General features: G+C 65.3%; 18 protein-coding genes and 1 pseudogene. 4 read left to right on the top strand and 15 right to left on the bottom strand.

What is annotated here, in order from left to right; all coding sequences use genetic code 11:
• On the bottom strand, positions 1-1,674 hold a 1,674-nt coding region (locus G3N98_RS28495), incomplete at its 3' end, for an MMPL family transporter (RefSeq protein ID WP_206149994.1).
• Positions 1,675-1,996: 322 nt separating this feature from the next.
• Between G3N98_RS28495 and G3N98_RS28490 the strand changes: the two genes are divergently transcribed.
• Positions 1,997-2,593 carry an ABC transporter substrate-binding protein gene (locus G3N98_RS28490; protein ID WP_175239538.1) on the top strand — a complete coding sequence of 199 codons (597 nt, stop codon included), beginning with the start codon at positions 1,997-1,999 and terminating at the stop codon, positions 2,591-2,593.
• 81 nt (positions 2,594-2,674) lie between these two features.
• Here G3N98_RS28490 and G3N98_RS28485 read toward each other — a convergent pair whose 3' ends face one another.
• The gene (locus G3N98_RS28485; RefSeq protein WP_175239540.1) at positions 2,675-3,313 is read right to left on the bottom strand and encodes a TetR/AcrR family transcriptional regulator; all 639 of its coding nucleotides are present in this window, start codon (positions 3,311-3,313) and stop codon (positions 2,675-2,677) included.
• A 144-nt stretch (positions 3,314-3,457) separates the two neighbouring features.
• Here G3N98_RS28485 and G3N98_RS28480 point away from each other — a divergent pair, with 144 nt between their 5' ends.
• Positions 3,458-4,981, top strand: a complete 1,524-nt coding sequence (locus G3N98_RS28480; RefSeq protein WP_206149992.1) for an MFS transporter — start codon at positions 3,458-3,460, stop codon at positions 4,979-4,981.
• Positions 4,982-5,428: 447 nt separating this feature from the next.
• Here G3N98_RS28480 and G3N98_RS28475 read toward each other — a convergent pair whose 3' ends face one another.
• The 10 genes from G3N98_RS28475 to glcD all read right to left on the bottom strand — a co-directional run bounded on the left by G3N98_RS28475 (position 5,429) and on the right by glcD (position 17,605).
• The gene (locus tag G3N98_RS28475) at positions 5,429-6,055 is read right to left on the bottom strand and encodes a type VI secretion system amidase effector protein Tae4 (protein WP_206149990.1); all 627 of its coding nucleotides are present in this window, start codon (positions 6,053-6,055) and stop codon (positions 5,429-5,431) included.
• Entirely contained in the window at positions 6,055-6,618 is a 564-nt protein-coding gene (locus G3N98_RS28470) for a PAAR domain-containing protein (protein ID WP_089475941.1), read from the bottom strand. The genes G3N98_RS28475 and G3N98_RS28470 overlap by 1 nt, the downstream gene beginning before the upstream one ends.
• Before the next feature lie 202 nt (positions 6,619-6,820).
• Positions 6,821-7,465, bottom strand: coding sequence for a response regulator transcription factor (locus G3N98_RS28465; RefSeq protein WP_043186307.1), 645 nt, complete (start codon positions 7,463-7,465; stop codon positions 6,821-6,823).
• 29 nt (positions 7,466-7,494) lie between these two features.
• A complete protein-coding gene (locus G3N98_RS28460; protein WP_206149988.1) occupies positions 7,495-8,880 on the bottom strand; it encodes a cache domain-containing protein in 1,386 nt (461 codons plus the stop codon).
• A gap of 169 nt (positions 8,881-9,049) precedes the next feature.
• Complete coding sequence (locus G3N98_RS28455; protein ID WP_175239549.1) at positions 9,050-10,612, bottom strand: sensor domain-containing diguanylate cyclase; 1,563 nt, start codon at positions 10,610-10,612, stop codon at positions 9,050-9,052.
• 529 nt (positions 10,613-11,141) lie between these two features.
• The gene (locus G3N98_RS28450; RefSeq protein ID WP_206149986.1) at positions 11,142-13,316 is read right to left on the bottom strand and encodes a malate synthase G; all 2,175 of its coding nucleotides are present in this window, start codon (positions 13,314-13,316) and stop codon (positions 11,142-11,144) included.
• A 43-nt stretch (positions 13,317-13,359) separates the two neighbouring features.
• Positions 13,360-13,764: a heme-binding protein gene (locus G3N98_RS28445; RefSeq protein ID WP_206149984.1), complete on the bottom strand. Its 405-nt coding sequence runs from the start codon at positions 13,762-13,764 to the stop codon at positions 13,360-13,362.
• A 20-nt stretch (positions 13,765-13,784) separates the two neighbouring features.
• The gene (gene glcF, locus G3N98_RS28440; RefSeq protein WP_206149982.1) at positions 13,785-15,005 is read right to left on the bottom strand and encodes a glycolate oxidase subunit GlcF; all 1,221 of its coding nucleotides are present in this window, start codon (positions 15,003-15,005) and stop codon (positions 13,785-13,787) included.
• 24 nt (positions 15,006-15,029) lie between these two features.
• Positions 15,030-16,106: a glycolate oxidase subunit GlcE gene (gene glcE, locus G3N98_RS28435; protein WP_206149981.1), complete on the bottom strand. Its 1,077-nt coding sequence runs from the start codon at positions 16,104-16,106 to the stop codon at positions 15,030-15,032.
• Positions 16,106-17,605, bottom strand: coding sequence for a glycolate oxidase subunit GlcD (gene glcD / locus G3N98_RS28430; protein ID WP_206149979.1), 1,500 nt, complete (start codon positions 17,603-17,605; stop codon positions 16,106-16,108). The genes glcE and glcD overlap by 1 nt, the downstream gene beginning before the upstream one ends.
• A gap of 224 nt (positions 17,606-17,829) precedes the next feature.
• Here glcD and glcC point away from each other — a divergent pair, with 224 nt between their 5' ends.
• Both glcC and G3N98_RS28420 read left to right on the top strand, forming a co-directional pair.
• Complete coding sequence (glcC, locus tag G3N98_RS28425) at positions 17,830-18,600, top strand: transcriptional regulator GlcC (protein WP_089428743.1); 771 nt, start codon at positions 17,830-17,832, stop codon at positions 18,598-18,600.
• 276 nt (positions 18,601-18,876) lie between these two features.
• Positions 18,877-19,317 (top strand): annotated as a pseudogene (locus tag G3N98_RS28420) (DUF6306 domain-containing protein); the annotation flags it as partial.
• Between the two features lie 185 nt (positions 19,318-19,502).
• Here G3N98_RS28420 and G3N98_RS28415 read toward each other — a convergent pair.
• The 3 genes from G3N98_RS28415 to G3N98_RS28405 form a co-directional block, all read right to left on the bottom strand.
• Positions 19,503-21,014 (bottom strand): AAA family ATPase, encoded by a 1,512-nt coding sequence (locus tag G3N98_RS28415; protein WP_206149976.1) that lies wholly within the window; start codon positions 21,012-21,014, stop codon positions 19,503-19,505.
• Between the two features lie 315 nt (positions 21,015-21,329).
• A complete protein-coding gene (locus G3N98_RS28410; protein WP_206149975.1) occupies positions 21,330-22,181 on the bottom strand; it encodes a carbohydrate ABC transporter permease in 852 nt (283 codons plus the stop codon).
• Between the two features lie 17 nt (positions 22,182-22,198).
• Positions 22,199-22,842, bottom strand: a 644-nt coding sequence (locus G3N98_RS28405; protein WP_206149973.1) for a sugar ABC transporter permease, incomplete at its 5' end; no start/stop codon positions are given.

Raw genomic sequence — 22,842 nt, 5'->3', positions numbered from 1 at the left:
GCTCGCGGCCGCGGCGATCGCCGCGCGCTTGGCCGGCTGGTCGGCGGGGATGAAGGTCGACAGCGTGGTCGTGCGGCCGACTTCGGGTAGCGCGTCGAGGCGCTTCGCGGCCGCATCGGCCTGCGCGAGCGACGGCGCGAGCAGCGTGACGTCGTTGACGGCGGCTTCCGGCGAATCCTTCAGGGCGAGCAGCGTCGCCATCGATTCGCTGTTCGGGTCCTTCAGGTGCAGCGGGTTGAAGTCGAAGCGCAGGAATGCGAGTAGCGGCAGCGCGCCGATCACGACCACGAGCGTGCCGATCAGGATCGGCTTGCGATGGCGGTCGAGGTAATCGTCGACCGGAGCGAGCCACGGAAAGCCCGGCGTCTTCGATTCGCCCGGCGGCGCGAACAGGCGCAGCAACGCGGGCAGCAGCGTGATCGTGGTGAGCAGCGCGACGAACATCCCGACGCCCGCGATCAGGCCGAGCTCGGACACGCCGCGATAGGCGGTGGGGATGAACGAGAAGAAGCTCGCCGCGACGGCCGCGGTGGCCAGCGCGAGCGGCATGCCCATCGAGTGCGCGGCGCCGATCAGCGCGTGGTCGATGCGCGGATCGCGGAAGCGCTCCTCGCGGTACTTCACGCCGTACTGGATCGAGAAATCGACGCCGAGGCCGACGAACAGCACCATGAACGCGACCGAGATCATGTTCAGCGAGCCGACCATCGCGAGGCCGAGCGCGGCGGTCACGACGAGGCCGACGAACAGCGTGACGAGCACCGAGCCGATCATCCGCTTCGAGCGCAGCGCGAGCCACAGGATCACGAGCACGGCGAGCAGCGTGAAGACGCCGTTGAGCGCCGCGCCGTCCTCGACCGACGCGAATTCGTCGTCGGCGAGCGGCTGTTCGCCGGTCAGGCGCACGACCGCGCCGTAGCGCTTCTCGAGGTCGATCGAACGGGCCGCGTCGCGGATCACCTGGCTGGTTTCCGCGCCGGCCTTCAGCGCGCCGTAGTTGACCACGGGCTGCACGGTGACGAACGCGCGCGCGGGCTGCCGCGCGGCATCGTTGTCGACCAGCGCGCGCCACGAGAACGCGGCCGGCTTGCCGGCCAGCACGTCGTCGACCGTCGCGGCGCTGCGGGCGAGCAGCTTCGCCATCGTCGGCAGCTTCACCTGGCCGGTCAGCAGCGGCTGGCCGAGCGTGGTGGAGAGCGTCGTGGCGAGCCCGGTCAGGCTCGGGTTCTTCGCGAGTTCGTTGACGAGCGGGCGCGCGCTCGCGAGCTGCGCGGTCGTATCGGTGACTTCCTGCGGCGACAGGAACAGCAGCCCGTTGTGCTCGAAGAACGGCCCGCCGCCGGGCTCGGCGACCTGGCCGATGCGGCCGGCGGCGGCATCCTTCTGCAGCGCGTCGGTCAGCGCCTGCGCGGCGGCATTCGCGAATTCCGGCGCGGGCGCCTCGACGACCGCGAGGATCGTGCCGTTGCGTTGCGGGAACGCTTTGTCGACGGCGTGGCCGAGTGCGGCAAATTGCGGTTCCGCATCGACGAGCTTGCTGATGTCGGTGTTGATCTTGAAATGCTGCGCGACATAGACGCCGCTGAGCGCGGCGATGACGAGCGACAGCACGACGACCCAGACGGGCCGGCGTACCGACCATGCAACGAGTCGGACGATGAGAGATGTCACCATGTGGCGGTGGGGAGCGGCTGGAAAGGGCAAAGTAGCCAAGTATACCGGCGCAGCGTGGCGGCGGTCGTGACGTTGGGGGTTACGAGAACGGAAGGAGATTTGTTCGCGACGGCGGAATCGATGCCGGTTGCCGGCCGGTTTGTAAGGGGATATTTACATAAACGGCGCCGCGCTGCTTCGACGCGCCGCCGCGAGCCTGTGACAAAGGATCTGAAAGGTAACAGTCGGTCACGGCGGCGCACCGAGGCGTCGGGCCCGGTATACTTTGCTCCGTCGGCCGGTGCAATGAACCGGTCGTTTTTTCTCATCGAGCGATATTCGTATGAAACGTCAACTGTTTGCTTTCGTCGCGGCGGCCGCCGTGTCGGTTTCCGCTTTCGCGCAGAGCGCGCCGGTCGATATCGTCCGCAACGCGGTCGAGGGCACCGTCAACGCGATGAAGGCCGATCCGGCCGCACGCGGCGGTGACATGGCGAAGGTCTCGGCAGTCGTCGAGCAGCGCTTCCTGCCCGCGACCAACTTCGAGCGCACGACCCGCATCGCGGTCGGTGACGCGTGGAAGCAGGCCACGCCGCAACAGCAGCAGGAGCTGTACAAGCAGTTCAGGCTGCTGATGACGCGCACCTACGCCGCGTCGCTCGCGCAGCTCGGCAGCCAGGACGCGAAGTTCTCGTTCAAGGCCGGCGGTGCGTCGGGCGCCGACGCGCTCGTCCAGTCGACGGTCACGACGCCGGGCGACAGCCAGTCGGTCGGCTATCGTCTCGGCAAGGTCGGCAACGACTGGAAGATCTACGACATCGACATGTCGGGCGCGTGGCTGATCCAGGTCTACCAGGGCCAGTTCAAGAGCCAGCTCGCATCGGGCGGCATCGACGGCCTGATCGCATATCTGCAGAAGCACAATTCGCGGACGAACTGACGGCCGCTGAGCGATCCGGATTCCGGATGCACGAAGGGCGCCCTCGGGCGCCCTTTTTCATGGCGGTGCGCTGGCGGCGCGTTACGCGCCGACGCCGAGCATCCGCAGGCAATCGTCGACCACCGCATCGACGAACGCGGCACGATCCGCTTCCGGCGTCGCGATGATGTGATCGGTCGCGCCATGCACGCCCGCATAGATCAGCAGCGCGGTGACCTGCGGATGCGCGAGCCGCCAGGTGCCGGCCCGTGCGCCGCCGTCGAGAATCGCGCCGAGCTGGTCGAGGATCGCGTTCTTGTCGGCATTCGCGCGATCGTGGTGATGGTGGTTCGTGTAGACGATGTCGTGCGTGCGGTAGGTCGCCGCGTAGGTTTCGATGTTGGCGCGGATCCACGCGCGCAGGCGCGCGAGCCAGTCGTCGGCGTCGCACGCGTCCACCGCGTGCTGCAAACGGTCGAGGAACGACGCCGTGTAGCGCTGCGCGAGCGCGGCGAGCATGTCGGACTTCGATTCGAAGTAGTGATAGAACGTGCCCTTCGCGACCTGCGCGTGTTCGACGATCTCGCTGATGGTCGTCGCTTCCACGCCCTGCGCGAGAAACAGCGTCTCGGCCGCCGCCATCAGTTCCTCGAGGCGCACTTCCGCCGGCTTCGTGCGCGGCTTGCCTGCCGGCGTGTCGTCTTTCACTGTCCTGAGTCCTGCCTTGGTCCTGTCCGTCATCGCGCGGCTCGACGCCCGTTCATGCAAAGCCCGCAGTTTAGGCCAGCGTCCTGCTCACGGCCAACGCAATCCATTGACCGACGGTCAGTCAATATATATGATGAGAATCATTCTCATCTCGATGCCCGTCAAGGGCTGACCACCATGCCTCGCTACCGTCGCGCCGCACTCGTCCTGGCCGCCTGTCTCGGCACCTTTCTCGCCACGCTCGACATCAGCATCGTCAACGTCGCGTTGCCGACGCTGCAGACGGCGCTCGATACCGATATCGGCGGCCTCCAGTGGGTCGTCAATGCGTATGCGCTGGCGCTGTCCGCGTTCATGCTGTCGGCCGGGCCGCTCGGCGATCGCTACGGGCACAAGCGTGTTTGGCTCGCCAGCGTCGTCCTGTTCACGGCGGGATCGGTGGTATGCGCATGCGCGGGCAGCATCGAGCCGCTGCTGATCGGGCGCGCGATCCAGGGGCTCGCCGGTGCGTTGCTGATACCGGGCGCGATGCCGATCCTCACGCATGCGTTTCCCGATGCGCGCGAGCGTGCCCGCGCGATCGGCGGGTGGTCCGCGTTCAGTGCGCTCGCGCTGATCCTCGGGCCGCTGGTGGGCGGCCTGCTCGTCGAGCATGGCGGATGGCAGAACATCTTCCTCGTCAACGTGCCGATCGGCATCGTGACCGTGCTGCTCGGCGCATGGGGCATTCCGGAGCGCCGGCATCCGCAGCACGCGGCGTTCGATCCGCTCGGCCAGGCACTGAGCGTGATCTGGCTCGGGTTGCTCACGTACGGGCTGATCGGCATCGGCGAAGTCGGCGCGTGGCATGCGAAGGTGCTCGCGCCGTTGGCGGGCGCCGCGGTGGCGTTCGTCGTGTTCGTGCGAGTCGAGACGCGTGTCGAGCGGCCGCTGCTGCCGGTCTGGCTGTTTCGCGACCGGCGGCTGGTGCGCGCCAATCTCGCGTCGTTCGTGCTCGGGTTCTCGGGGTACAGCAGCCTGTTCTTCCTGTCGCTGTTCCTGCAGCAGGCGCAGGGGCGCACGCCTGCCGAGGCCGGCTGGCAACTGATGCCGCAGTTCGTGATGACGGCGATCACGTCGATGCTGTTCGGGCGCATCGCGGCGCGTATTCCGTTGCATGCGCTGATGGTGGCCGGGTACGGCCTGATCGGCGCGATGCTCGCGGTCATGGCCGGCTTCGGTGCGGGCACGCCGTATGGGCCGGTCGGTGTCGCGCTGGCGGTGCTCGGCGTCGGCATGGGGCTCGCGGTGCCCGCGACCGGCATGACCGTGATGGAACTGGCGCCGGCCGAACGCGCGGGCATGGCGTCGGCGACGATGAACGCGTTGCGCCAGACGGGGATGAGCATGGGCATCGCGGTGCTCGGCAGCATGATGAGCGTCGGTGCGCTGCACCGGATGACGGCCGCGATGCTGGTGGCCGGCAGCGCGCAAGCGGATACGCTCGCGCGGCAGGCGGTGATGGAGCATGTGTTTGCGGCAGGGCAGCCGGCGCTGCTCGGCGCGTATCGGGACGCGATGGCGCACGGGTTTTCGATTGCGGTTTTGTGTTCCGGGATCCTTAGTATTGTGGTTGCGGTGATGCTGATGGTGCGGCGTGAAACGGAGAAGCAGTCGGGACGCGCGGCGGCGGCGTGCGTGACGTCGTCACAATCGGAATGACAGTGGTCGATCAACTTTTCATGCGTGTCACGACGCGCACGGCGGCGGCAAGAACGGCTTTCAGATCACGTCATCCGACGAAGAGCGCATTCTCACCGCTGTTCATTCGACCAAGCTATCGAATGACATATGTACCGATGTACATGAGCATCGTGGGAACTGCCAAGGCGACCAAAGAAGATGCCAATTTTTTTGCCGTGACGCGGTGGCGACTGATTCTCCAACCCGTGAAGGCGAATGCAAGTGATGGCCCGATCAGAAACGCAACGAGCAGAATGGTAGTCGGCCACGGCGGAGAGCAGAGGTCGATTTCATGGCAAGAATTCCGATCGGAAGGCCACCGCAAACCGGTATGAATGCGCCAGTCGATTCGGCTCCCGATCCAGCATGCAAACCACGTCGTGATCAGGCCCGCGGTCCAGTACGCAAGTGAAAATCCGGCACGTTTCACCTGATCTCCCAGAAAAGGATGGTTTTCGATTTTGCCAGATCGGAGTAGCCGAGATCCGTGAGTGGAATCTGCAGGCTGGATATTCCGATTCGTCGGCCTATCGACGCGAAGATACCTCTCGTACTGGATACCGGGAGGCGAGAACCGTTCCAGAGGTCGATATGTCCGCCGCTAAAGTCGTCGGCAGCGTCGCCCTGTTGTTGCCAGTACCCGAAGAAGAAAATGATGCCGGTGCGATTTCTGACCCGGTTTTCCCAATCGGGGCCGGTCACGTTCTCCGGAGCGGGTAATCCTGCGATCGGGCGCAGCTTCAACCATTCAGCAAACTCGTATGCGCGTGTGGCCGTCGATTTGCCGTTGAGCATGAGGCGGCCCAGTGTCGGCTTGCCTGGCATTGGCCGGACCCGTTTCTGCGAAAACGACTTCATCTCGATGCCGACGTTGTGCAGCGTTACACTCATCCGGATGGCGCACTGGTTCTGGTACTGCCCGTTTGGATCGGCGTATGGATTTCCGTGAGCATAGTTGCTCCAGAGTTCGGAAAACGTCACCGACTTCAGTTGGACTTCCTTGTGCGAGTTTTGAACGGCGGTCGTCCTCACGACTGTTTTTGCGTTTGGCATTACGCATCCCCGCTCAATCGTGCGAGCGCTTCGTCGCCCCAATAGACCGTGTACGTGCCCTCATGGCTCGTATGAACACGCGGCAGGTATCCGGTGGCATCGAGTCGACCCGAGTGAACACGCCCGTCCGATGTTTCGATGATGTACGGATAATCCGGCAATGCGCCGTTTCCGACGGCGCGAACGCATTCGTCATATGCGCCCGCGGCTACGGCCGCCGTATTGCGTTGCGGATTCGATCCGGACGAAACGACGCCTTCCGTTTCCGCTTCGTCATCGCACCATGAATTGCCGGAGAGCACCGCGATGATGCGTGGCGGTGTCGCACATCGACATAAAACGATGTCGCCATCGGCCGCCGTTTCGCCCATGAATGCGATGCGCTTCGGTCCGCCGGCCTTGGCAATCTGTCCAGTACTTCCGCATGCTTCACAGAACGCGGGGCCGCCGATCAAAGCAACCTGATGGCCAGCGTCGCCAAACGTGAATCGTGGCCCTGCGTAGGCAATGACGTGTCCCCCGGTTTCCAACTCGTCGCCGACAACGGCGATACGGCGCATCATGATTTCGCTCCTCGGTCCAGATCACCGATATCTGCCGGTGATGCCGGTTGCCGCACGACGAGTTCATGCAGGCGTCATGCGAAACACGAGCACGATGCTCGTTCCGGCAAGCGAAAGGATTCCATCGACCCGGGGAGCGGTCGATTGGACGAGTATGAAATTGGACGGCGAATCGTGAGGTGGACGCCGTTGACATGCTGGCCTACCTCCGCCGATGCTCGACCGCGAACTTGATCAGCTCGGCCTGCCCTTCTATCTCCAGCTTGCGCTTCAGATTGAGCCGGTGCGTCTCGACCGTGCGCACCGACAGCCCCGTCTGCTGCGCGATCTGCTTGCTGGACAGCCCTTCCGCCAGCGCGTCGAGGATGTCGCGTTCGCGCGGCGTCAACCGGTCGAGCGGCGACGCGGTCGCGCTCGCGTGGATCATCCGCGCGGCGAGCCCCTCGCTGAAGAACGTCTGGCCGGCCAGCACCGCGCCGATCGCACGCACGATCTCGCTCGCGGGCGAATCCTTCAGCAGGTAGCCGCTCGCGCCGGCACGCACGGCCTGCGTCACGTATTCGATGTTGTCGTGCATCGACAGCATCAGCACGCGGATGCCCGGAAAGCGCTCGTGGAACACGCCCGCGAGCGTGATGCCGTTCATCCCGTTCATGCCGACGTCCATCAGCGCGAGATCGGGTTCGAGCGACGCGGCAAGCGCGAGCGCCTCGTCGGCGTTGCCGGCTTCGCCGACCACGGACAAGTCGGCCGCTTCGAGCCGCATCCGCAAGCCGTCGCGCACGAGCGGGTGATCGTCGACGAGCAGCAGTCGGGCGACGGGCCGGGCGGTGTCGGGGGCGCTCATGCGTGAAAGGTCTCCTGTGATGGGGCGCGTCATGACGCGGCGCCGGGCAGCGGCACGCGCGCGGCGACGATCGTGTGGCCGACCTGCGACGTGATCGTCAGCATGCCGCCGAGTGCGTCGAGGCGCTCGCGCATGTTGCGCAGGCCGATGCCGCGGCGCGCGTCGGCCTGCGAGCGTTCGGCGTCGAAGCCGCAGCCGTTGTCGGCGATGGTCAGCATGACGGATTGCGCGCCGACGTCGAGCGTGACGGCCGCGCGCGACGCCTGCGCATGATGCACGATGTTGCTGAGCGCCTCCTGGGCGATCCGGAACAGCGCGGTGTTGACGGCTTCGGGCAGCGGCCGGGTGCCGCTGTGCGCGACCTGCGTATAGCCGATGTCGATGCCGCTTTCGGCGCCAAGCTCGCGCACCAGTTGCTCGAGCGCGGCTGCGAGGCCGAGGTCGTCGAGCATCGACGGACGCAGCGCATGCGAGATGCGCCGCACTTCGCGCAGCGTGTCGCCGAGCCGCCCGACGCCCGATGCCAGTGCCTGCTCGGCTTCGGGCAGGCGGGCCGTGCCGCGTTCGAAGCGGGCGAGCGCGGATTCGAGCATCAGCTTCGCGGACACCATCATCTGGCTGATCCCGTCATGCAGCTCGCGCGACAGCCGCGCCCGCTCCTGCTCCTGCGATTCGACGACACGCTGCGCGAGCAGCTTGAGCTTCGCGTCGGTGCTGCGCGACTCGCTGACGTTCAGCACCAGCGCGCACACGGCGATCGCCGCCGCGCCGGTGAGCGCGATCGCGGTCAGCCAGCTCATCGTGCGCTCGATGTTCGCGGATGCGCGTGCGTCGATGCGCTGCAGCGCGGTGTCGACGTCGTCGAGATAGATGCCGGTGCCGACCATCCAGCCCCAGCGCTCGAGCGCGACGACGTAGCCGAGCTTCGGCGCGACGCGGCCCGTCGACGGCCGCTGCCATGCGTAGCGCACGTAGCCGCCGCCGCTCGACGCCGCGCCGATCAGCTTCTGGATCGTCAGCGCGCCCTGCGGGTCGCGCATCGACCAGTAGTTGTGGCCGACGCGCTCGGGCTCGCGCGGATGCATCAGCGAATTGCCGTGCAGGTCGTACACGAAGAAATAGCCGTCGGGGCCGAAATCCATCTTCTGCAGCATCGCGAGCGCCTGCGTGCGCAGCAGCGCGTCGTCGCGCGCGTTGCGGCCGCTCGCGTCGTAGAGCGGCATGATCGCGCTCGTCGCCAGCTCGACGTAGTGCTTCAGCTCGACTTCCTTGCTCGACAGGTACGCGGCCTGGATCGTCGCGTGCTGCGTGCGCGCGAGGGACGTCGCCTGCTGGCGCACGCCGAAGCCGATGCCGGCGATCGCGAGCAGGAACGGCACGATGGCCAGAAGGAAGATCTTTGCCTTGAGTCTCATGGTGGTGCGAAGCAGCCGCGCACCCGCGCGGGCGGGCCGGGTGCGTCAGCCGTGCGGCGGCAGGTCGAGGTGACATTGTCGGCGATTTTGCGCACGGGCGGCGACGGCGGCCCGGCGGCCGTCCGGCCCTTGCTCGGCCATCGCTCGGCGGCGTGGCGTGTCCGGCCGCTCAGGCCTGCCGCGCCGCGAGGCCGCCGGAAGCGGCCGGGTGCACGACGATGCGGTTGCGCCCGCCTTCCTTCGCGCGATACAGCGCGTCGTCGGCCAGCTTCAGCGCGCCCTGCATGTCGTCGTCGTGTTCCGGATAGCTGGTCGTCACGCCGATGCTCACCGTCAGGCGGCCGGACGTGCCGGCGTCGTGCCGGATGCCGAGATCGAGGATGCCGGTGCGGATCGTCTCGGCGATCGTCACCGCGCCGTCCGTGTCGATGTCGGGCAGCACCACGACGAACTCCTCGCCGCCGTAGCGTGCCGCGTAATCGGCCGGGCGGCGCAGGCAGCCGGCGATGCAGTGGCCGACCGCGGCAAGCGCGTCGTCGCCGGCCTGGTGCCCTTGCGTGTCGTTGTAGCGCTTGAAGTAATCGACGTCGATGAACAGCAGCGACAGCGCGTGCTGCGAGCGCGCGGCACGGCGCCATTCGCGCGCGAGCGTGACGTCGAGCATCCGGCGGTTGTCGAGGCCCGTGAGGCCGTCGGTGCGCGCGAGCGCCTGCAGTTCGGTTTCCGCGCGGTGGCGCTTGCGCAGCTGCACGTCCAGCAGCAGCGACAGGCCGACGAAGCCGATCGCGAGCGCGACCATCGCGGAGCCGATCGGAATCGCACGGTCGTACCACGCGGCGTAGGTATCGGCTTCCGAGCGCGCGACCATGATGATGAGCGGCAGGTTCTCGAGGTGCCGGAACACGTACAGGCGCCGCACGCCGTCGATCGACGCGGTGTCGGCGAAGCTGCCTTCATTGGCGGTCATGAACCGCCGGAACGTGCTGGCGTGGCTGATGTCGCGGCCGACGATCTTCGGGTCGTACGGCTCGCGCGCGAGCATCCTGCCGTCCGTGTTGATCAGCGCGATCGAGCCGCGATCGCCCAGCGACAGGCGCGAGAACAGGTTCTGGAAATATTCGAGCCGGATCGACATCACGGCGACGCCGCCGAACGCGCCGTCGGGCTTCGTGATCCGCCGGCTGAGCGCGATGCTCGGCGAGCCGCCGCGCAGCCGCGAGTGATACGGCGGGCTGACGTACAGGCCGGCGTCGGGATGATCGCGGTGCACGACGAAGTACGGCTCGTTGCTGAAGTTGGCCTTGCGCGGCACGTCGCTCTTGCCGTCGACCTCGATGTCGCCCTTCGCGTCGAGCACGTAGATCCCGCCGAGGTACTTGGCGGTCGTCGCACGGTCGAACAGCACCTGGCGGCGCAGCGGCATCGGCAGCTTGACGACCTCGGGGTCGTTCTCTCCCTCGACGACGGCCTGCAGCGACAGCGAATAGATCTCGATGTTGCGCTCGATGTCCCACGACGCCATCAGCGCCAGGTTCTGCTGCATCGCGATCGAGCGTTCGCGTGCATCGATGCGGCCTTCGTACAGCACGATCCCGCACAGGAGCAGCAGGACCAGCGCGATCAGCAGCCCGGTATAGAAGATCAGGTGGGGCAGCAGGAACCGGCGCAGATGAACGGCGACACGGCTCGTCAGGCCGGATTCGCTGGGCATTGCGTAGTCGGTTTCTGCCATGGTCGGTGGATCGGTGGGCATTGCCGCCGGGAGGCGGGCCGATGCGATTGTTCGTATGACGTGTCGGCGGCGATCCGTTACGCGACCATTCCGACGCCTTCCTGCCGGCCGGCGGGGAAAATGGACGCCGATTATCGGTAATCGCGGCCAGATATACCGGTAAATCAAGCATTCACTGGTGACATCTGCGCCGATTCAACGATCCGACGAATCGGGCAACGCGAATTCAACGGAGTATAACGCGCGCGTCCGCGTGCGCGGAAAATGTTGGGGGCCATTGATCCGGATCAAATTTCAGCGAATTCCCGGGCTGGCGAATATCGGGCAGCGCGTTCCAGCGCAAGGCTTTGCGGCATGAAGGGCCGTGGCGCGCGGCATGCAGCCGCCGATTCTCTCCGGATAACGGCACACGCAGGCGAAAAATGAAGGCAGACGATATGTGCCGATTATTCGTTTCAACGGCCGGGCGAACGCGAAAATGAAAACGGGCGGCTGTGGCGGCCGCCCGTTTCGTGAAGCACGCCCGCGCTTAACCGCCGTGCTGTTGCGCCTTGAACGCGAGGCGGAACCGGTGCAGCAGCGGCTCGGTATAGCCGCTCGGCTGCGACGTGCCCTGCAGCGCGAGCGCGCACGCGGCCTTGAACGCGGTCGACTGGTCGTAGCCGGGCGCCATCGGGCGATAGTTCGGGTCGCCGGCGTTCTGCTGGTCGACGACGCGCGCCATCCGCTTGAACACGTCGAGCACGAACGCCTCGGTGATCACGCCGTGGCGCAGCCAGTTCGCGATGTGCTGGCTCGAGATGCGCAGCGTCGCGCGGTCTTCCATCAGGCCGACGTCGTGGATGTCGGGCACCTTCGAGCAGCCGACGCCCTGTTCGACCCAGCGCACGACGTAGCCGAGGATGCCCTGCGCGTTGTTCTCGACTTCGCTCAGGATCTCGGCCTCGCTCCACGCGGCGCGCTCGACGACCGGCACGGTCAGCAGGCCTTCGAGCAGCGCGTCGCGTTCGCTGGCGTACGGCGTCTTCTCGAGTTCCTGCTGGACGGCCTGCACGTCGACGAGGTGGTAGTGCAGCGCGTGCAGCGTCGCGGCGGTTGGCGACGGCACCCATGCGGTGTTCGCGCCGGCGCGCGGATGCGCGATCTTCTGCTCGAGCATCGCGTGCATCAGGTCCGGCATCGCCCACATGCCCTTGCCGATCTGCGCGCGGCCGCGCAGGCCGGCCGACAGCCCGGCGAGCACGTTGTTGCGCTCGTACGACTGGATCCACGCCGACGACTTCATGTCGCCCTTGCGGATCATCGGGCCCGCTTCCATCGCGGTGTGCATCTCGTCGCCGGTGCGATCGAGGAAGCCGGTGTTGATGAACGCCACGCGTGCGGCGGCCGCGGCGATACATGCGGCGAGGTTCACGCTGGTGCGGCGCTCCTCGTCCATGATGCCCATCTTCAGCGTGTTGCGCGGCAGGTTGTACAGATCCTCGATGCGCGCGAACAGCGTATCGGCGAACGCGACTTCGACCGGGCCGTGCATCTTCGGCTTCACGATGTAGATCGAGCCGGTGCGTGAGTTGCGCTTCGCCTTCAGGTCGTGCAGCGAGCACAGCACCGTGACGACGCCGTCGAGGATCCCCTCCGGAATCTCGTTGCCGTCGCGGTCGAGCACCGCGCCGTTGGTCATCAGGTGGCCGACGTTGCGCACGAACAGCAGCGAGCGGCCGTGCAGCGACAGCGTGCCGCCGGCCGGCGTGGTGTACTCGCGATCGGCGTTCAGGCGGCGCGTGAAGGTCTTGCCGCCCTTCGCGACTTCCTCGACCAGCGTGCCCTGCATCAGGCCGAGCCAGTTGCGGTAGAGCTGGACCTTGTCTTCCGCGTCCACCGCCGCGACCGAATCCTCGCAGTCGATGATCGTGCTGACCGCGGCTTCGAGCACGACGTCCTTCACGTGCGCGAGATCGGCACGGCCGATCGGCGTCGACGCGTCGATCTGGATCTCGAGGTGCAGGCCGTTGTGCTTCAGCAGGATCGCGGACGGCGCGTCGGCCGTGCCCTGGTAGCCGACGAACTGCGCCGGCTGCGCGAGGCCCACGACGCCCTTCGCGGTTTCGACGGCGAGCTGGCCGTCCTGCACGCGGTAGCGCAGCGCGTCGCGGTGCGAGCCGCTCGCGAGCGGCGCCGCGTTGTCGAGCACGTTGCGCGCGTAGTCGATCACGCGCTGGCCGCGCGTCGGGTTGTAGGCCGTGGTGCGTTCGGCGCCGCCGTCTTCCGGCAGCGCATCGGTGCCGTACAGCGCGTCGTACAGGCTGCCCCAGCGGGCGTTCGCGGCGTTCAGCGCGTAGCGCGCGTTCGACAGCGGCACGACGAGCTGGGGGCCGGCCTGCGTGGCGATCTCGCTGTCGACGTTCGCGGTGGCTGCCGCGACGTTCGACGGGACCGGCACGAGGTAGCCGATCTGTTCGAGGAACGCGCGATACGCGGCGTGGTCGCGCACGGGGCCGGGGTGCGCACGGTGCCAGGTGTCGAGTTCCTGCTGGAGGCGGTCGCGTTCCGCGAGCAGCTCGCGGTTGCGGGGCGCCAGATCGTGCACCAGGGCCGAGAAACCGCTCCAGAACGCGGCCTTGTCGATGCCGGTGCCCGGCAGCGCTTCGTTTTCAATGAACTGGCTCAGCGCTGGCGCGACTTGCAGTCCTGCTTGGTCGATCATCGTTAATCCTCCCGGGGAAAAAATCGCGCGCGGCTCTGGCTGGTTACGCTGCGACGCTTTGTGTGCCGGCGCGGGCGATCTGCGCGTCCTGTTCGGACTTTACGCCAGACACGCCGATCGCGCCCGCGATCCGGCCGCCGACCGTGACCGGCACGCCGCCTTCGAGCAACCCCGTCAGCGGCGCGCTGAGAAACGCGGTGCGGCCACCGTTGATCATATCCTCATACGCCTTCGTCTCGCGCCGCCCGAGCGCCGCCGCGCGCGCCTTGTCCTGCGCGATATACGTGCTGGCCGGCGATGCACCGTCCAGGCGCGCAAAAGCGAGCAGGTGGCCGCCGTCGTCGACGACGGCGATCGACACGGCCCAGCCGTGGCGCTCCGCTTCCACGCGGGCGGCGGCGAGCATGCGGTCGGCATCGGCGAGTTCGAGTTCGGGTTTCGTCTGCATGGCAATCCTCCGGAATCCGGTCAGTTGACGAGATGGTTGTCGACGAGCTCGATCCAGTGGCGCACGGGCGTGCGGCCCGCGCCGTTCAGGTGAGTCTGGCAGCCCACGTTGGCCGTGACAATCAGGTCCGGCCGCGCGGCTTCGAGCGCATCGAGCCGGTTGTCGCGCAGTTTCGTCGCGAGTTCGGGCTGCGTCAGCGCATACGTGCCGGCCGAGCCGCAGCACAGATGGCCGTCGGCGACATTCGTCAGATCGAAGCCGAGCCGCGTCAGGATGCGTTCGACCGCGCCGCCGAGGCGCTGCGCGTGCTGCAGCGTGCACGGGCAATGCACCGCGATGCGGCGTGGCGTCGACCCGGCCAGCGCGTCGAGCGGCTCGGCCGCGATCACCTCGGCCAGATCGCATGCGAGCGTGCTGACGCGCTGCGCTTTCTCCGCGTAGACGGGGTCGGAGCGCAGCAAGTCGCCGTATTCCTTGACGAATGCGCCGCAGCCGCTCGCCGTCAGCACGATCGCTTCCGCGCCGGCTTCGATCGCGGGCCACCAGGCGTCGATATTGCGGCGTGCGCGGGCGAGGCCGGCCTCCTGCGCGTTCAGGTGATATTCGGTCGCGCCGCAGCAGCCGGCTTCGCGCACAGGGCTCACGCTGATGCCGAGCCGGTCGAGCACGCGCGCGGCCGCCGCATTGGTGTTGGGCGACAGCGACGGCTGCACGCAGCCTTCGAGCATCAGCACGCGCCGCGCATGGCGTACGGGCGGGCGCGGTGCGGCCGCGGGGACGGCGGCCGGGATCTTGTCCTGCAGCGTGCCGGGCAGCAGCGGGCGCAGCGCGCGGCCCGCCTTCAGCAACGCGGCGAAGGTCGCCGGGCGCGGCACGACATGCCGCAGCCCCGCGCGCAGCAGGCGCTCGCGCGCGGGCCGCTGCACGCGTTTCTCGGCTTCCGCGCGGCCGATGTCGAGCAGCGTGTGATAGCGCACGCCGGACGGGCAGGTCGTCTCGCAGTTGCGGCACGTCAGGCAGCGGTCGAGATGCTGCTGCGTGCGCTCGCCGCACGGCTCGCCTTCGAGCAGCTGCTTGATCAGGTAGATGCGCCCGCGCGGCCCGTCGAGCTCGTTGCCGAGCACCTGGTAGGTCGGGCAGGTCGCGTTGCAGAAGCCGCAGTGCACGCACGCGCGCAGGATCGCTTCCGCTTCATCGGCCCGAGCGAGGGCCTTGCTTGCTTCGCTGAGATTGGTTTGCATCGGCGGGTCGGGATCGGGTTCGCGTCAGAAGTCGGCGTACAGGCGGCCGGGATTGAAAATCGCATGCGGGTCGAGCTGCGCCTTGAGCTGCCGGTGCACGCGCAGCAGCGCGGGCGGCAGCGGCTGGAACGGCTCGCGCGTCGTGCCCGGCGTGAAGCAGGTCGCGTGGCCGCCCCACTGCGCGGCGAACCGCTGCACGTCGGCCGGTGCGGTATCGCTCTTCAGCCAGCGCTGTGCGCCGCCCCAGTCGGCGAGCTGCGCACCGGGCAGTGCATCGAGCGGTGCGGAGGCCGGCACCGACACGCGCCACAGCGGGCGCGGGTCGTCGAAGAACGGCAGCGCCAGGTCGCGCAGCCGGGCCCAGAACGCATCGTCGCGATCATCCATGCGCTCGCCGCCGATCGTGTCGCGCGCGGCTTTCACCGAGCCCTCGCCGCCTTCGATCCGCACGCGCAGCACGCCGTCCGCGTGGCATGCGCCGGCGAGCGGCAGCCCCGCGCGACGCCATGCGGCGACGCGCTGCACGGCTTCGTCCACGCCAAGCTGTAACGCGAGCTCGCCCGTCGCGCGCGGCTTCGGCAGCACCTTCAACGACACCTCGGTCACGACGCCGAGACAGCCGAAGCTGCCCGCGAGCAGCCGCGACACGTCGTAGCCCGCGACGTTCTTCATCACCTCGCCGCCGAAGCGCAGGTGCTTCGCGTGGCCGGTGATCACGCGGCAGCCGAGCACGAAGTCGCGCACCGCGCCGGCCCACGGGCGGCGCGGGCCCGACAGCGCCGCCGCGAACATGCCGCCGACCGTGGCCGCACCGCCGAACGTCGGCGGCTCGCACGGCAGCATCTGGCCGGCCGCGCCGAGCATTGCTTCGAGCTCGGCGAGCGGCGTACCCGCGCGAGCGGTGACGACGAGTTCGGTCGGGTCGTACGACACGATGCCGCGATGCGTGCGCACGTCGAGCGTGCGGCCTTCGACCGGGCGGCCGAGGAACGCCTTCGTGCCGGCGCCGCGGATGTGCAGCGGCTGGCGATCGTGGATCGCCGCGTCGACCTGCGCGACGAGCGCCGCGCTGTCGTCGATCGATTCGATTTCGCGTCGCATCAGAAGCGCTCCAGTTCGGGAAACGGCAGCTTGCCGTGATGGACGTGCATCGCGCCGAATTCGGCGCAGCGGTGCAGCGTCGGGATGTTCTTGCCGGGATTGAGCAGCCCCTGCGGATCGAATGCGGCCTTCACCGCGTGGAAGAACGTGATCTCGTCGGCGTTGAACTGCACGCACATCTGGTTGATCTTCTCGCGGCCGACGCCGTGCTCGCCCGTGATGCTGCCGCCCGCCGCGACGCACAGCTCGAGGATCTTGCCGCCGAGCGCTTCCGCGCGGTCGAGTTCGCCGGGCCGGTTCGCGTCGAACAGGATCAGCGGGTGCATGTTGCCGTCACCCGCGTGGAATACGTTCGCGACCGGCAGCCCGTATTCGGCGGACAGCGCGGCGATGCCTTCGAGCACGCGCGGCAACTCGCGGCGCGGGATCGTGCCGTCCATGCAGTAGTAGTCCGGCGACATGCGGCCGACTGCCGGGAATGCGTTCTTGCGGCCGGCCCAGAAGCGCTGGCGTTCGGCTTCGTCGCGTGCGACGCGGATCTCGGTCGCGCCCGCGTCGCGCAGCAACGTGGCGACGCGTTCGGCGTCTTCGTCGACGTCGGTCGGCGAGCCGTCGAGCTCGCACAGCAGGATCGCCTGTGCGTCGACCGGGTAGCCCGCGTGGATGAAATCTTCCGCCGCGCGGATCGCGAGGTTGTCCATCATCTCGAGGCCGCCGGGGATCACCCCCGCGCCGATGATTCGCGCGACCGCCGCGCCGGCTTCGGCGACATCGTCGAAGCTTGCCATCAGTACCTTCACGCTTGGCGGCTTCGGCAGCAGCTTCACGGTGACTTCCGTGACGATGCCGAGCATCCCTTCCGAGCCGGTGAACAGCGCGAGCAGGTCGAAGCCGGGCGCGTCGAGCGCGTCGGCGCCGAGCGTGAGCGTCTCGCCGTCGATCGTCAGGATCTCGACCTTCAGGATGTTGTGCACCGTGAGCCCGTATTTCAGGCAGTGCACGCCGCCCGCATTCTCGGCGACGTTGCCGCCGATCGAGCAGGCGATCTGCGACGACGGATCGGGTGCGTAGTAGAGGCCGTAGGGCGCGGCCGCCTGCGAGATCGCGAGGTTGCGCACGCCGGGCTGCACGCGTGCGATGCCGGCATCGGGGTCGATGTCGAGAATCCTGTTGAACTTCGCCATCACGAGCAGCAGGCCTTTTTCGAGCGGCATCGCGCCGCCCGACAGCCCGGTGCCCGCGCCGCGCGCGACCACCGGCACACCGAGCGCGGCCGCGACGCGCAGCACCGCGCGCACCTGCTCGACCGTATCGGGCAGCACGACCGCGAGCGGCACCGTGCGGTACGCGGCGAGGCCGTCGCATTCGAACGGCTTGAGCGCCTCGCGTTCGTGCAGCACGTCGAGGTCGGGCGCCGCCGCGTGCAGCGCGGCGACGAGCGTGTCTCGGCCGACGGTCGCGAGTGGGCCGTCGATCCGTTCGTCGTAGATGAAACTCATCGGGGTTGTCTCCGTCTCCTTCATGAGGCGGCCGCGCGATGCGCGGTGCGCCGGATGGACGGGATTCTTGGCGGGCGGCGCTCGTGTGTCCAGATGTGGCGAATGTGGTCATACCAGTTTTTAAGAGGCGGCCGGAAATCTGCTGTATCGGTCGCCATAAAACTGAATGACTAAAAGGGTTTGTGGGAAAATCGCCGATATCCTTCCGGAGTGGTCATACCAGTATGGAAACGCAGGATCGAGTGGGCCCGGCGCGGAACGTGGCCGACGTCGTTGCCGAGCGCATCGAGCAGCTGATCGTCGACGGCGTGCTGAAGGCCGGGCAGGCATTGCCGTCCGAACGGCGGCTGACCGAGAAGCTCGGCGTGTCGCGCACGGCCGTGCGCGAAGGGATGAAGCTGCTGCGTGCGCGCGGCATCATCGACACCACGCACGGCAAGGGCTCGTTCGTGGCGAGCCTGACCCCGCAACGCGAGATCACGCCGATGATGCATCTGCTCGGCTCGCAGCCGCGCACGCTGTACGACCTGTTCGAGGTGCGCGGGATGCTCGAGACGGAGGCCGCGCGGCTCGCTGCGTTGCGCGGGACGCCGGCCGATTTCATCCTGATCAAGCGCCGCTATGAAGAGATGACCGCGGCCGATGCGCAGGATCTCGACCCGGCCGCGCGCGCGAAGCTCGATCACGCGTTTCATCTGGCGATCTGTGAGGCGTCGCATAACCCGGTGCTCGTGAATACTCTGCAGTCGTTGACGGATCTGCTGCTGAGTTCGGTGTTTGCGTCGGTGAACAATCTCTATCACCGCGAGCCGTTGAAAAAGCAGATCGATCGGCAGCATGCGCGGCTCTATAACGCGGTGACGGGGCGGTTGCCCGATCAGGCGCGCAAGGCGGCGAGCGAGCATATTCGCCAGTGCGTCGAGTATCTGCGGGAGATCGAGCAGGAGGAGCAGCGGTTGGTGCGGTCGACGTTGAGGCTCGAAGGGTGGACGTGAGGTCGGCTATGCGTGGCGGTGTGTCTTGATGCGCATCACGCACAGTGGGTCGGCTGCAGACGCTTGTCACAGGGCCATGTCAGACTGTGAGCCATTCTTCGTGTGGTCTCGCTGCTGCCTGCCGTGATGTGTGGACGCCGTCGTGTGTGTAGTGCCTGACGGAACCACGCCGGGCGAACCGGTGCGCCACGCTTCCTGAACGGAGGACATCGCATGTCGAACCGGACCCACGACGACGGGCACGACGCCCGCCCCGCCAAAGCAGCGGAAGAATTCGCTGATGCGCAGCGCGACGCGTTGCTCACGTTGCTGAATGAGCTGCTGGAAGCCGAGCGCGCAGGTGCGCGGGTTGCGTCGGAGACCGTGGCGGAAATCGACGATCCCGAACTTCATCGGCTTGTGGCCGGGATTCGCCAGGATGAGGCGCACTGGTGTGCGGTGCTGGTCGATGCGATTCGGTCGCTCGATGCGACGCCGACGCATGCTACCGGGGCGTTTTATGAGAAGGCGATGGCGATCGATGACCTGGCCGAGCGGCTGGCGTTTTTGAATCGTGGGCAGCGCTGGGTCGTGCGGAAGTTGCAGGCGTTACTGCTGACGCTTGCGCAGCCCGACATGCACCACGCGCTCACGCAGATGCTGGTGGCGCATGAGAAGAACATCGGGTCGGTCGATGCGCAGTTGCGGATCAAGGGTGGCCAGCCGGGCGCGATGTAGCGATGGCTGATTCTCGAAAAATTCGTTGTGAATTTTCATGGAGTCGCTTTCCGATCACCAGAAGACGAGGATATAAAACGACCATAGTCAGCCTATTGGTAATGGATACGCGCGCGGCCAGTACCCGAGCCTTAATATTCGGGATCCAATTTTCCGGCTTGCGATGTTAAGAAAGAGCGGTGCCTTTAAGTGTTGATAATCGGCATGAGCAATTCTTTGAGTTTCGTCGCAGACGCTCCTTTTAAGCTGGCTGTCGAAAAATAGTCGGAAATATCCTGTCTCACCCTTTCTTGACTTTTAAGTGTTAATTTTGCAATCTCGTCGATCAGATCGCGCACCACTTTCTTTGCATACTTCCTAAGTTGCCCGCCTGAAAGCTCGGTTATGCGGGGGAAGTCGATGTCTGCAAATGAAATTCGCCCGTCGTCAAAAAAATCGCGTATTGCTGATTCGTGTTTTCCAATGTCTGACATTAATAGTTTGCAAATACCAACCTCAGGTGTCCAAGGCAGGAATTTTATTTTGTCTTTCACTGCTTGAAGCTTTGCGAGCTCGGCATGATTTTCAGATTTTTTAAGTGGTACGACATACTCATCGTGAGCGTCCTTGTCGAGGAGTGCAACCTGCCTGACGGTATCGGGAAGAAGGCTCTTTGATCTGCCCAGAAATGCAATTACCGAAGAAAAGGTCCCAATTGGGGCTACTACAATGGTCGGTTTGGATTTGTTTGCTAGCTCGGATTTTAATAAGGATTTAATCATTGTGTCGACAATGAATTGGGCCTGTTCATCTTCTACGTATACTACGACATCTGGGGAGCGCTCCTCCTTGAGGGCCAGTTGACCTAATGCATACGTCGGATAGCATTCAGAAACTACGCGAGTTTTTCCGGCTACCCGCTCAATGAAGAAGAAGTTTTCCCTTGTGGCATATTTTATGAGGTTTGCCGAGTGAGTGGAGAAAATAACCGTTAGGGTTTTTTCCTTCGCGATATCTTCTAAATAGCGAAGAAGCCCAACTTGCGCTCTCGGATGTAATGCCAATTCAAGTTCATCAATTAGAACGAGAGAGTGATGCGGGCAGGTGTCCAATTGGCGTAATAGTTTGAGAACGCAAATCTCACCAAGGCTGAAGTTTTTTTCAGAGAAGTAGATCTTTTTTTTGGGTTTTGAACTCGCGTCGGGCATAAGGTAGGCTTCTGCGCCGACGCCTCGGCGGACGTTCACAATCTTAAGATGCTCAAATTTCTCATCTCCGAGAATGCGTTTCGCGGCCTCGCGGAGCTTTGCTGAAGCATCTCGTACATTGCTCGGTCTAAAATCTTCGGCACGTGGTTCAATTCGTTCGGAGTTTGCTGCCGCGTAAATCACGCTGGCATATCCGAAGCTTTGAAGGAGTTTGCTATTTCTTTTTGGAATGGGAGACCAGCGCTCGCCACTATATGCATACGCAACTGAGTTATTGTTGACTGTATAAGTAATTTTTGCACCAGAAAATGGGTCTAGTGCGTCTGACATTTTTGAGGTGAGAAACGCCGTCTGGAAAGCATTAGGTCGTCCTATCCGCAAAAGACAAGTTAGTAGGCAGCTTTTTCCTGCTCCATTGCCCCCGGAGAGAATATGAACGCCTGGATTGGGGATGTCAAATACAAGTCGGTCAATCTGCTTTACGTTCTCGATTATTAATTGCTTTGTCATTAACGTTCTTCCGGGTTGGTGCGCACACTGTGTGAGTTTTTATGTAAACCTGTATCGTTTGGTGGACAGAGGTTGTCTCTCCCGGGATAACGGCGCAAAAATCTAATTCTTTAGTATGTGGTGAACGTTCGGCTCGTCTATGGCCAATTCCGCGCACAACGTCCCACGTAGCAGTCATTTGGCGGCGCCATGGCAATGGCTCTTCTCGCCCGACGGCGGGCGAGTTCCCCATCGATCAGCGACAAAAAAAAAGCCCGCCGAAGCGGGCAACCTCACGATGCGGAGGGGGAGATACGAATAAGCGTGGCCGCGCGTTCAGCCTTTGGTCGCACCAAACGTCAGCCCCGCCACAAAATGCCTCTGCATCGCGAAGAACATCGCGACGGACGGCAACGCCGCCAGGATCGATCCGGCCGACACGAGATTCCACGACGTCGTCCATTGCCCCTTCAACGCGGCAACGCCTGCCGTAATCGGCGCGGCCTCATCCCCTTGCGTCAGACACAGCGCCCAGAAGTAGTCATTCCACACGAACGTAAAAACGAGAATCGCCAGCGCGGCCAACGCGGGCCGAATCAACGGCAGCACGATCCGGTAAAACACCGTCCACTCCCCCGCGCCTTCTATCCTTGCCGCTTCGATCAACTCGAACGGCAACTGCTTGATGAAGTTACGCAGAAACAACGTACAGAACCCGGTCTGAAACGCGACATGAAACAGAATCAGCGCCTCGACCGTATTGAACACGCCGAGCCGCAGCGACAAGTCACGCACCGGAATCATCAACACCTGCACGGGCACGAAGTTACCCGCGACGAACGTCCCGAACAGCGCCGTACTTCCGCGAAACTTGTAGGTCGCCAGCGCAAAGCCGGCCATCGCCGCGAGCGCGATCGAGCCAAGCACGGAAGGCACCGTGATCTGCACGCTGTTCCAGAAGTAATGCAGCATCGGCGACGTCGTCAGCGCGTCGCGATAGTTCTCGATCATCGAGAAGTGCCGTGGCCAGCCCCAGTAGTGGCCTTCGACCAGTTCCTCGGTCGAGCGCACCGACGTGACGAACACGGCGATCATCGGCAACAGCCAGATCAGCAGCGCAACCGGCAGCGACAACTTGTACAGCCTGCGCGAGACAGGCTTCCATTGGGCAAGGGGAGTCGGAAACATGATGGCCACCGGTCAGGTTATTGCTCGTTGCGCAGCAGGCGGCGCAACTGGAACACGATGTAGACGAGCATGATCGCGAACAGCACGACCGCGATCGACGCGGAATAGCCGAGCCGGTAGTACTTGATCGCCTGGTCGTACATGTAATACGCGAGCACGGTCGAGCTCTCGAACGGGCCGCCGCTCGTCATCACCGAGATCAGGTCGAAGCTGCGCAGCGCGCCGATCACCGTGACGACGATCGCCATGAAGGTGGTCGGCCGCAACTGCGGCAGCACCACGTGCCACAGCAGCGCGAAGCCGCGCGCGCCTTCCATCCGTGCGGCTTCGATCTGTTCCGGGTTGAGCGACGTAAGGCCGGTGAGGTACAGGATCATGCAGTACGCGGTCTGCGGCCACAGCGCGGCGAATACGATGCCGAACGTCGCGTAGCGCGCATCGCCGAGCACCGGGATGCCGTGCCCGGCGATCAGCGCGAGCAGGCCGAACGTCGGATCGTAGAACCACGAGAAGATCAGCCCGACGACCACGCCGGACAGCACGAACGGCGCGAAGAACAGCGACTTCACGAGCCGGATGCCGGCCACCGCCTGGTTCAGGTACAACGCGAGCGCGAGGCCGAGCGGCGGCGCGAGCATGAAGAGCGCGAGCCAGATCACGA

The sequence above is a fragment of the Burkholderia sp. Tr-20390 genome (genome assembly GCF_017104595.1).
Classification (GTDB): domain Bacteria; phylum Pseudomonadota; class Gammaproteobacteria; order Burkholderiales; family Burkholderiaceae; genus Burkholderia.
Note: the sequence above shows the minus strand (reverse complement) of the source record. Positions and strands in the feature narration are given on the sequence as shown.

What these genes read in the sequence shown, in the direction of transcription:
- G3N98_RS28410 (WP_206149975.1), bottom strand. Translation starts at nt 22,181, where the DNA reads ATGTTTCCGACTCCCCTTGCCCAATGGAAGCCTGTCTCGCGCAGGCTG.
- G3N98_RS28480 (WP_206149992.1), top strand. Translation starts at nt 3,458, where the DNA reads ATGCCTCGCTACCGTCGCGCCGCACTCGTCCTGGCCGCCTGTCTCGGC.
- G3N98_RS28415 (WP_206149976.1), bottom strand. Translation starts at nt 21,014, where the DNA reads ATGACAAAGCAATTAATAATCGAGAACGTAAAGCAGATTGACCGACTT.
- glcD (WP_206149979.1), bottom strand. Translation starts at nt 17,605, where the DNA reads ATGAGTTTCATCTACGACGAACGGATCGACGGCCCACTCGCGACCGTC.
- G3N98_RS28470 (WP_089475941.1), bottom strand. Translation starts at nt 6,618, where the DNA reads ATGATGCGCCGTATCGCCGTTGTCGGCGACGAGTTGGAAACCGGGGGA.
- G3N98_RS28490 (WP_175239538.1), top strand. Translation starts at nt 1,997, where the DNA reads ATGAAACGTCAACTGTTTGCTTTCGTCGCGGCGGCCGCCGTGTCGGTT.
- G3N98_RS28485 (WP_175239540.1), bottom strand. Translation starts at nt 3,313, where the DNA reads ATGACGGACAGGACCAAGGCAGGACTCAGGACAGTGAAAGACGACACG.
- glcC (WP_089428743.1), top strand. Translation starts at nt 17,830, where the DNA reads ATGGAAACGCAGGATCGAGTGGGCCCGGCGCGGAACGTGGCCGACGTC.
- glcF (WP_206149982.1), bottom strand. Translation starts at nt 15,005, where the DNA reads ATGCAAACCAATCTCAGCGAAGCAAGCAAGGCCCTCGCTCGGGCCGAT.
- G3N98_RS28455 (WP_175239549.1), bottom strand. Translation starts at nt 10,612, where the DNA reads ATGGCAGAAACCGACTACGCAATGCCCAGCGAATCCGGCCTGACGAGC.
- G3N98_RS28450 (WP_206149986.1), bottom strand. Translation starts at nt 13,316, where the DNA reads ATGATCGACCAAGCAGGACTGCAAGTCGCGCCAGCGCTGAGCCAGTTC.
- glcE (WP_206149981.1), bottom strand. Translation starts at nt 16,106, where the DNA reads ATGCGACGCGAAATCGAATCGATCGACGACAGCGCGGCGCTCGTCGCG.
- G3N98_RS28475 (WP_206149990.1), bottom strand. Translation starts at nt 6,055, where the DNA reads ATGCCAAACGCAAAAACAGTCGTGAGGACGACCGCCGTTCAAAACTCG.
- G3N98_RS28445 (WP_206149984.1), bottom strand. Translation starts at nt 13,764, where the DNA reads ATGCAGACGAAACCCGAACTCGAACTCGCCGATGCCGACCGCATGCTC.
- G3N98_RS28465 (WP_043186307.1), bottom strand. Translation starts at nt 7,465, where the DNA reads ATGAGCGCCCCCGACACCGCCCGGCCCGTCGCCCGACTGCTGCTCGTC.
- G3N98_RS28460 (WP_206149988.1), bottom strand. Translation starts at nt 8,880, where the DNA reads ATGAGACTCAAGGCAAAGATCTTCCTTCTGGCCATCGTGCCGTTCCTG.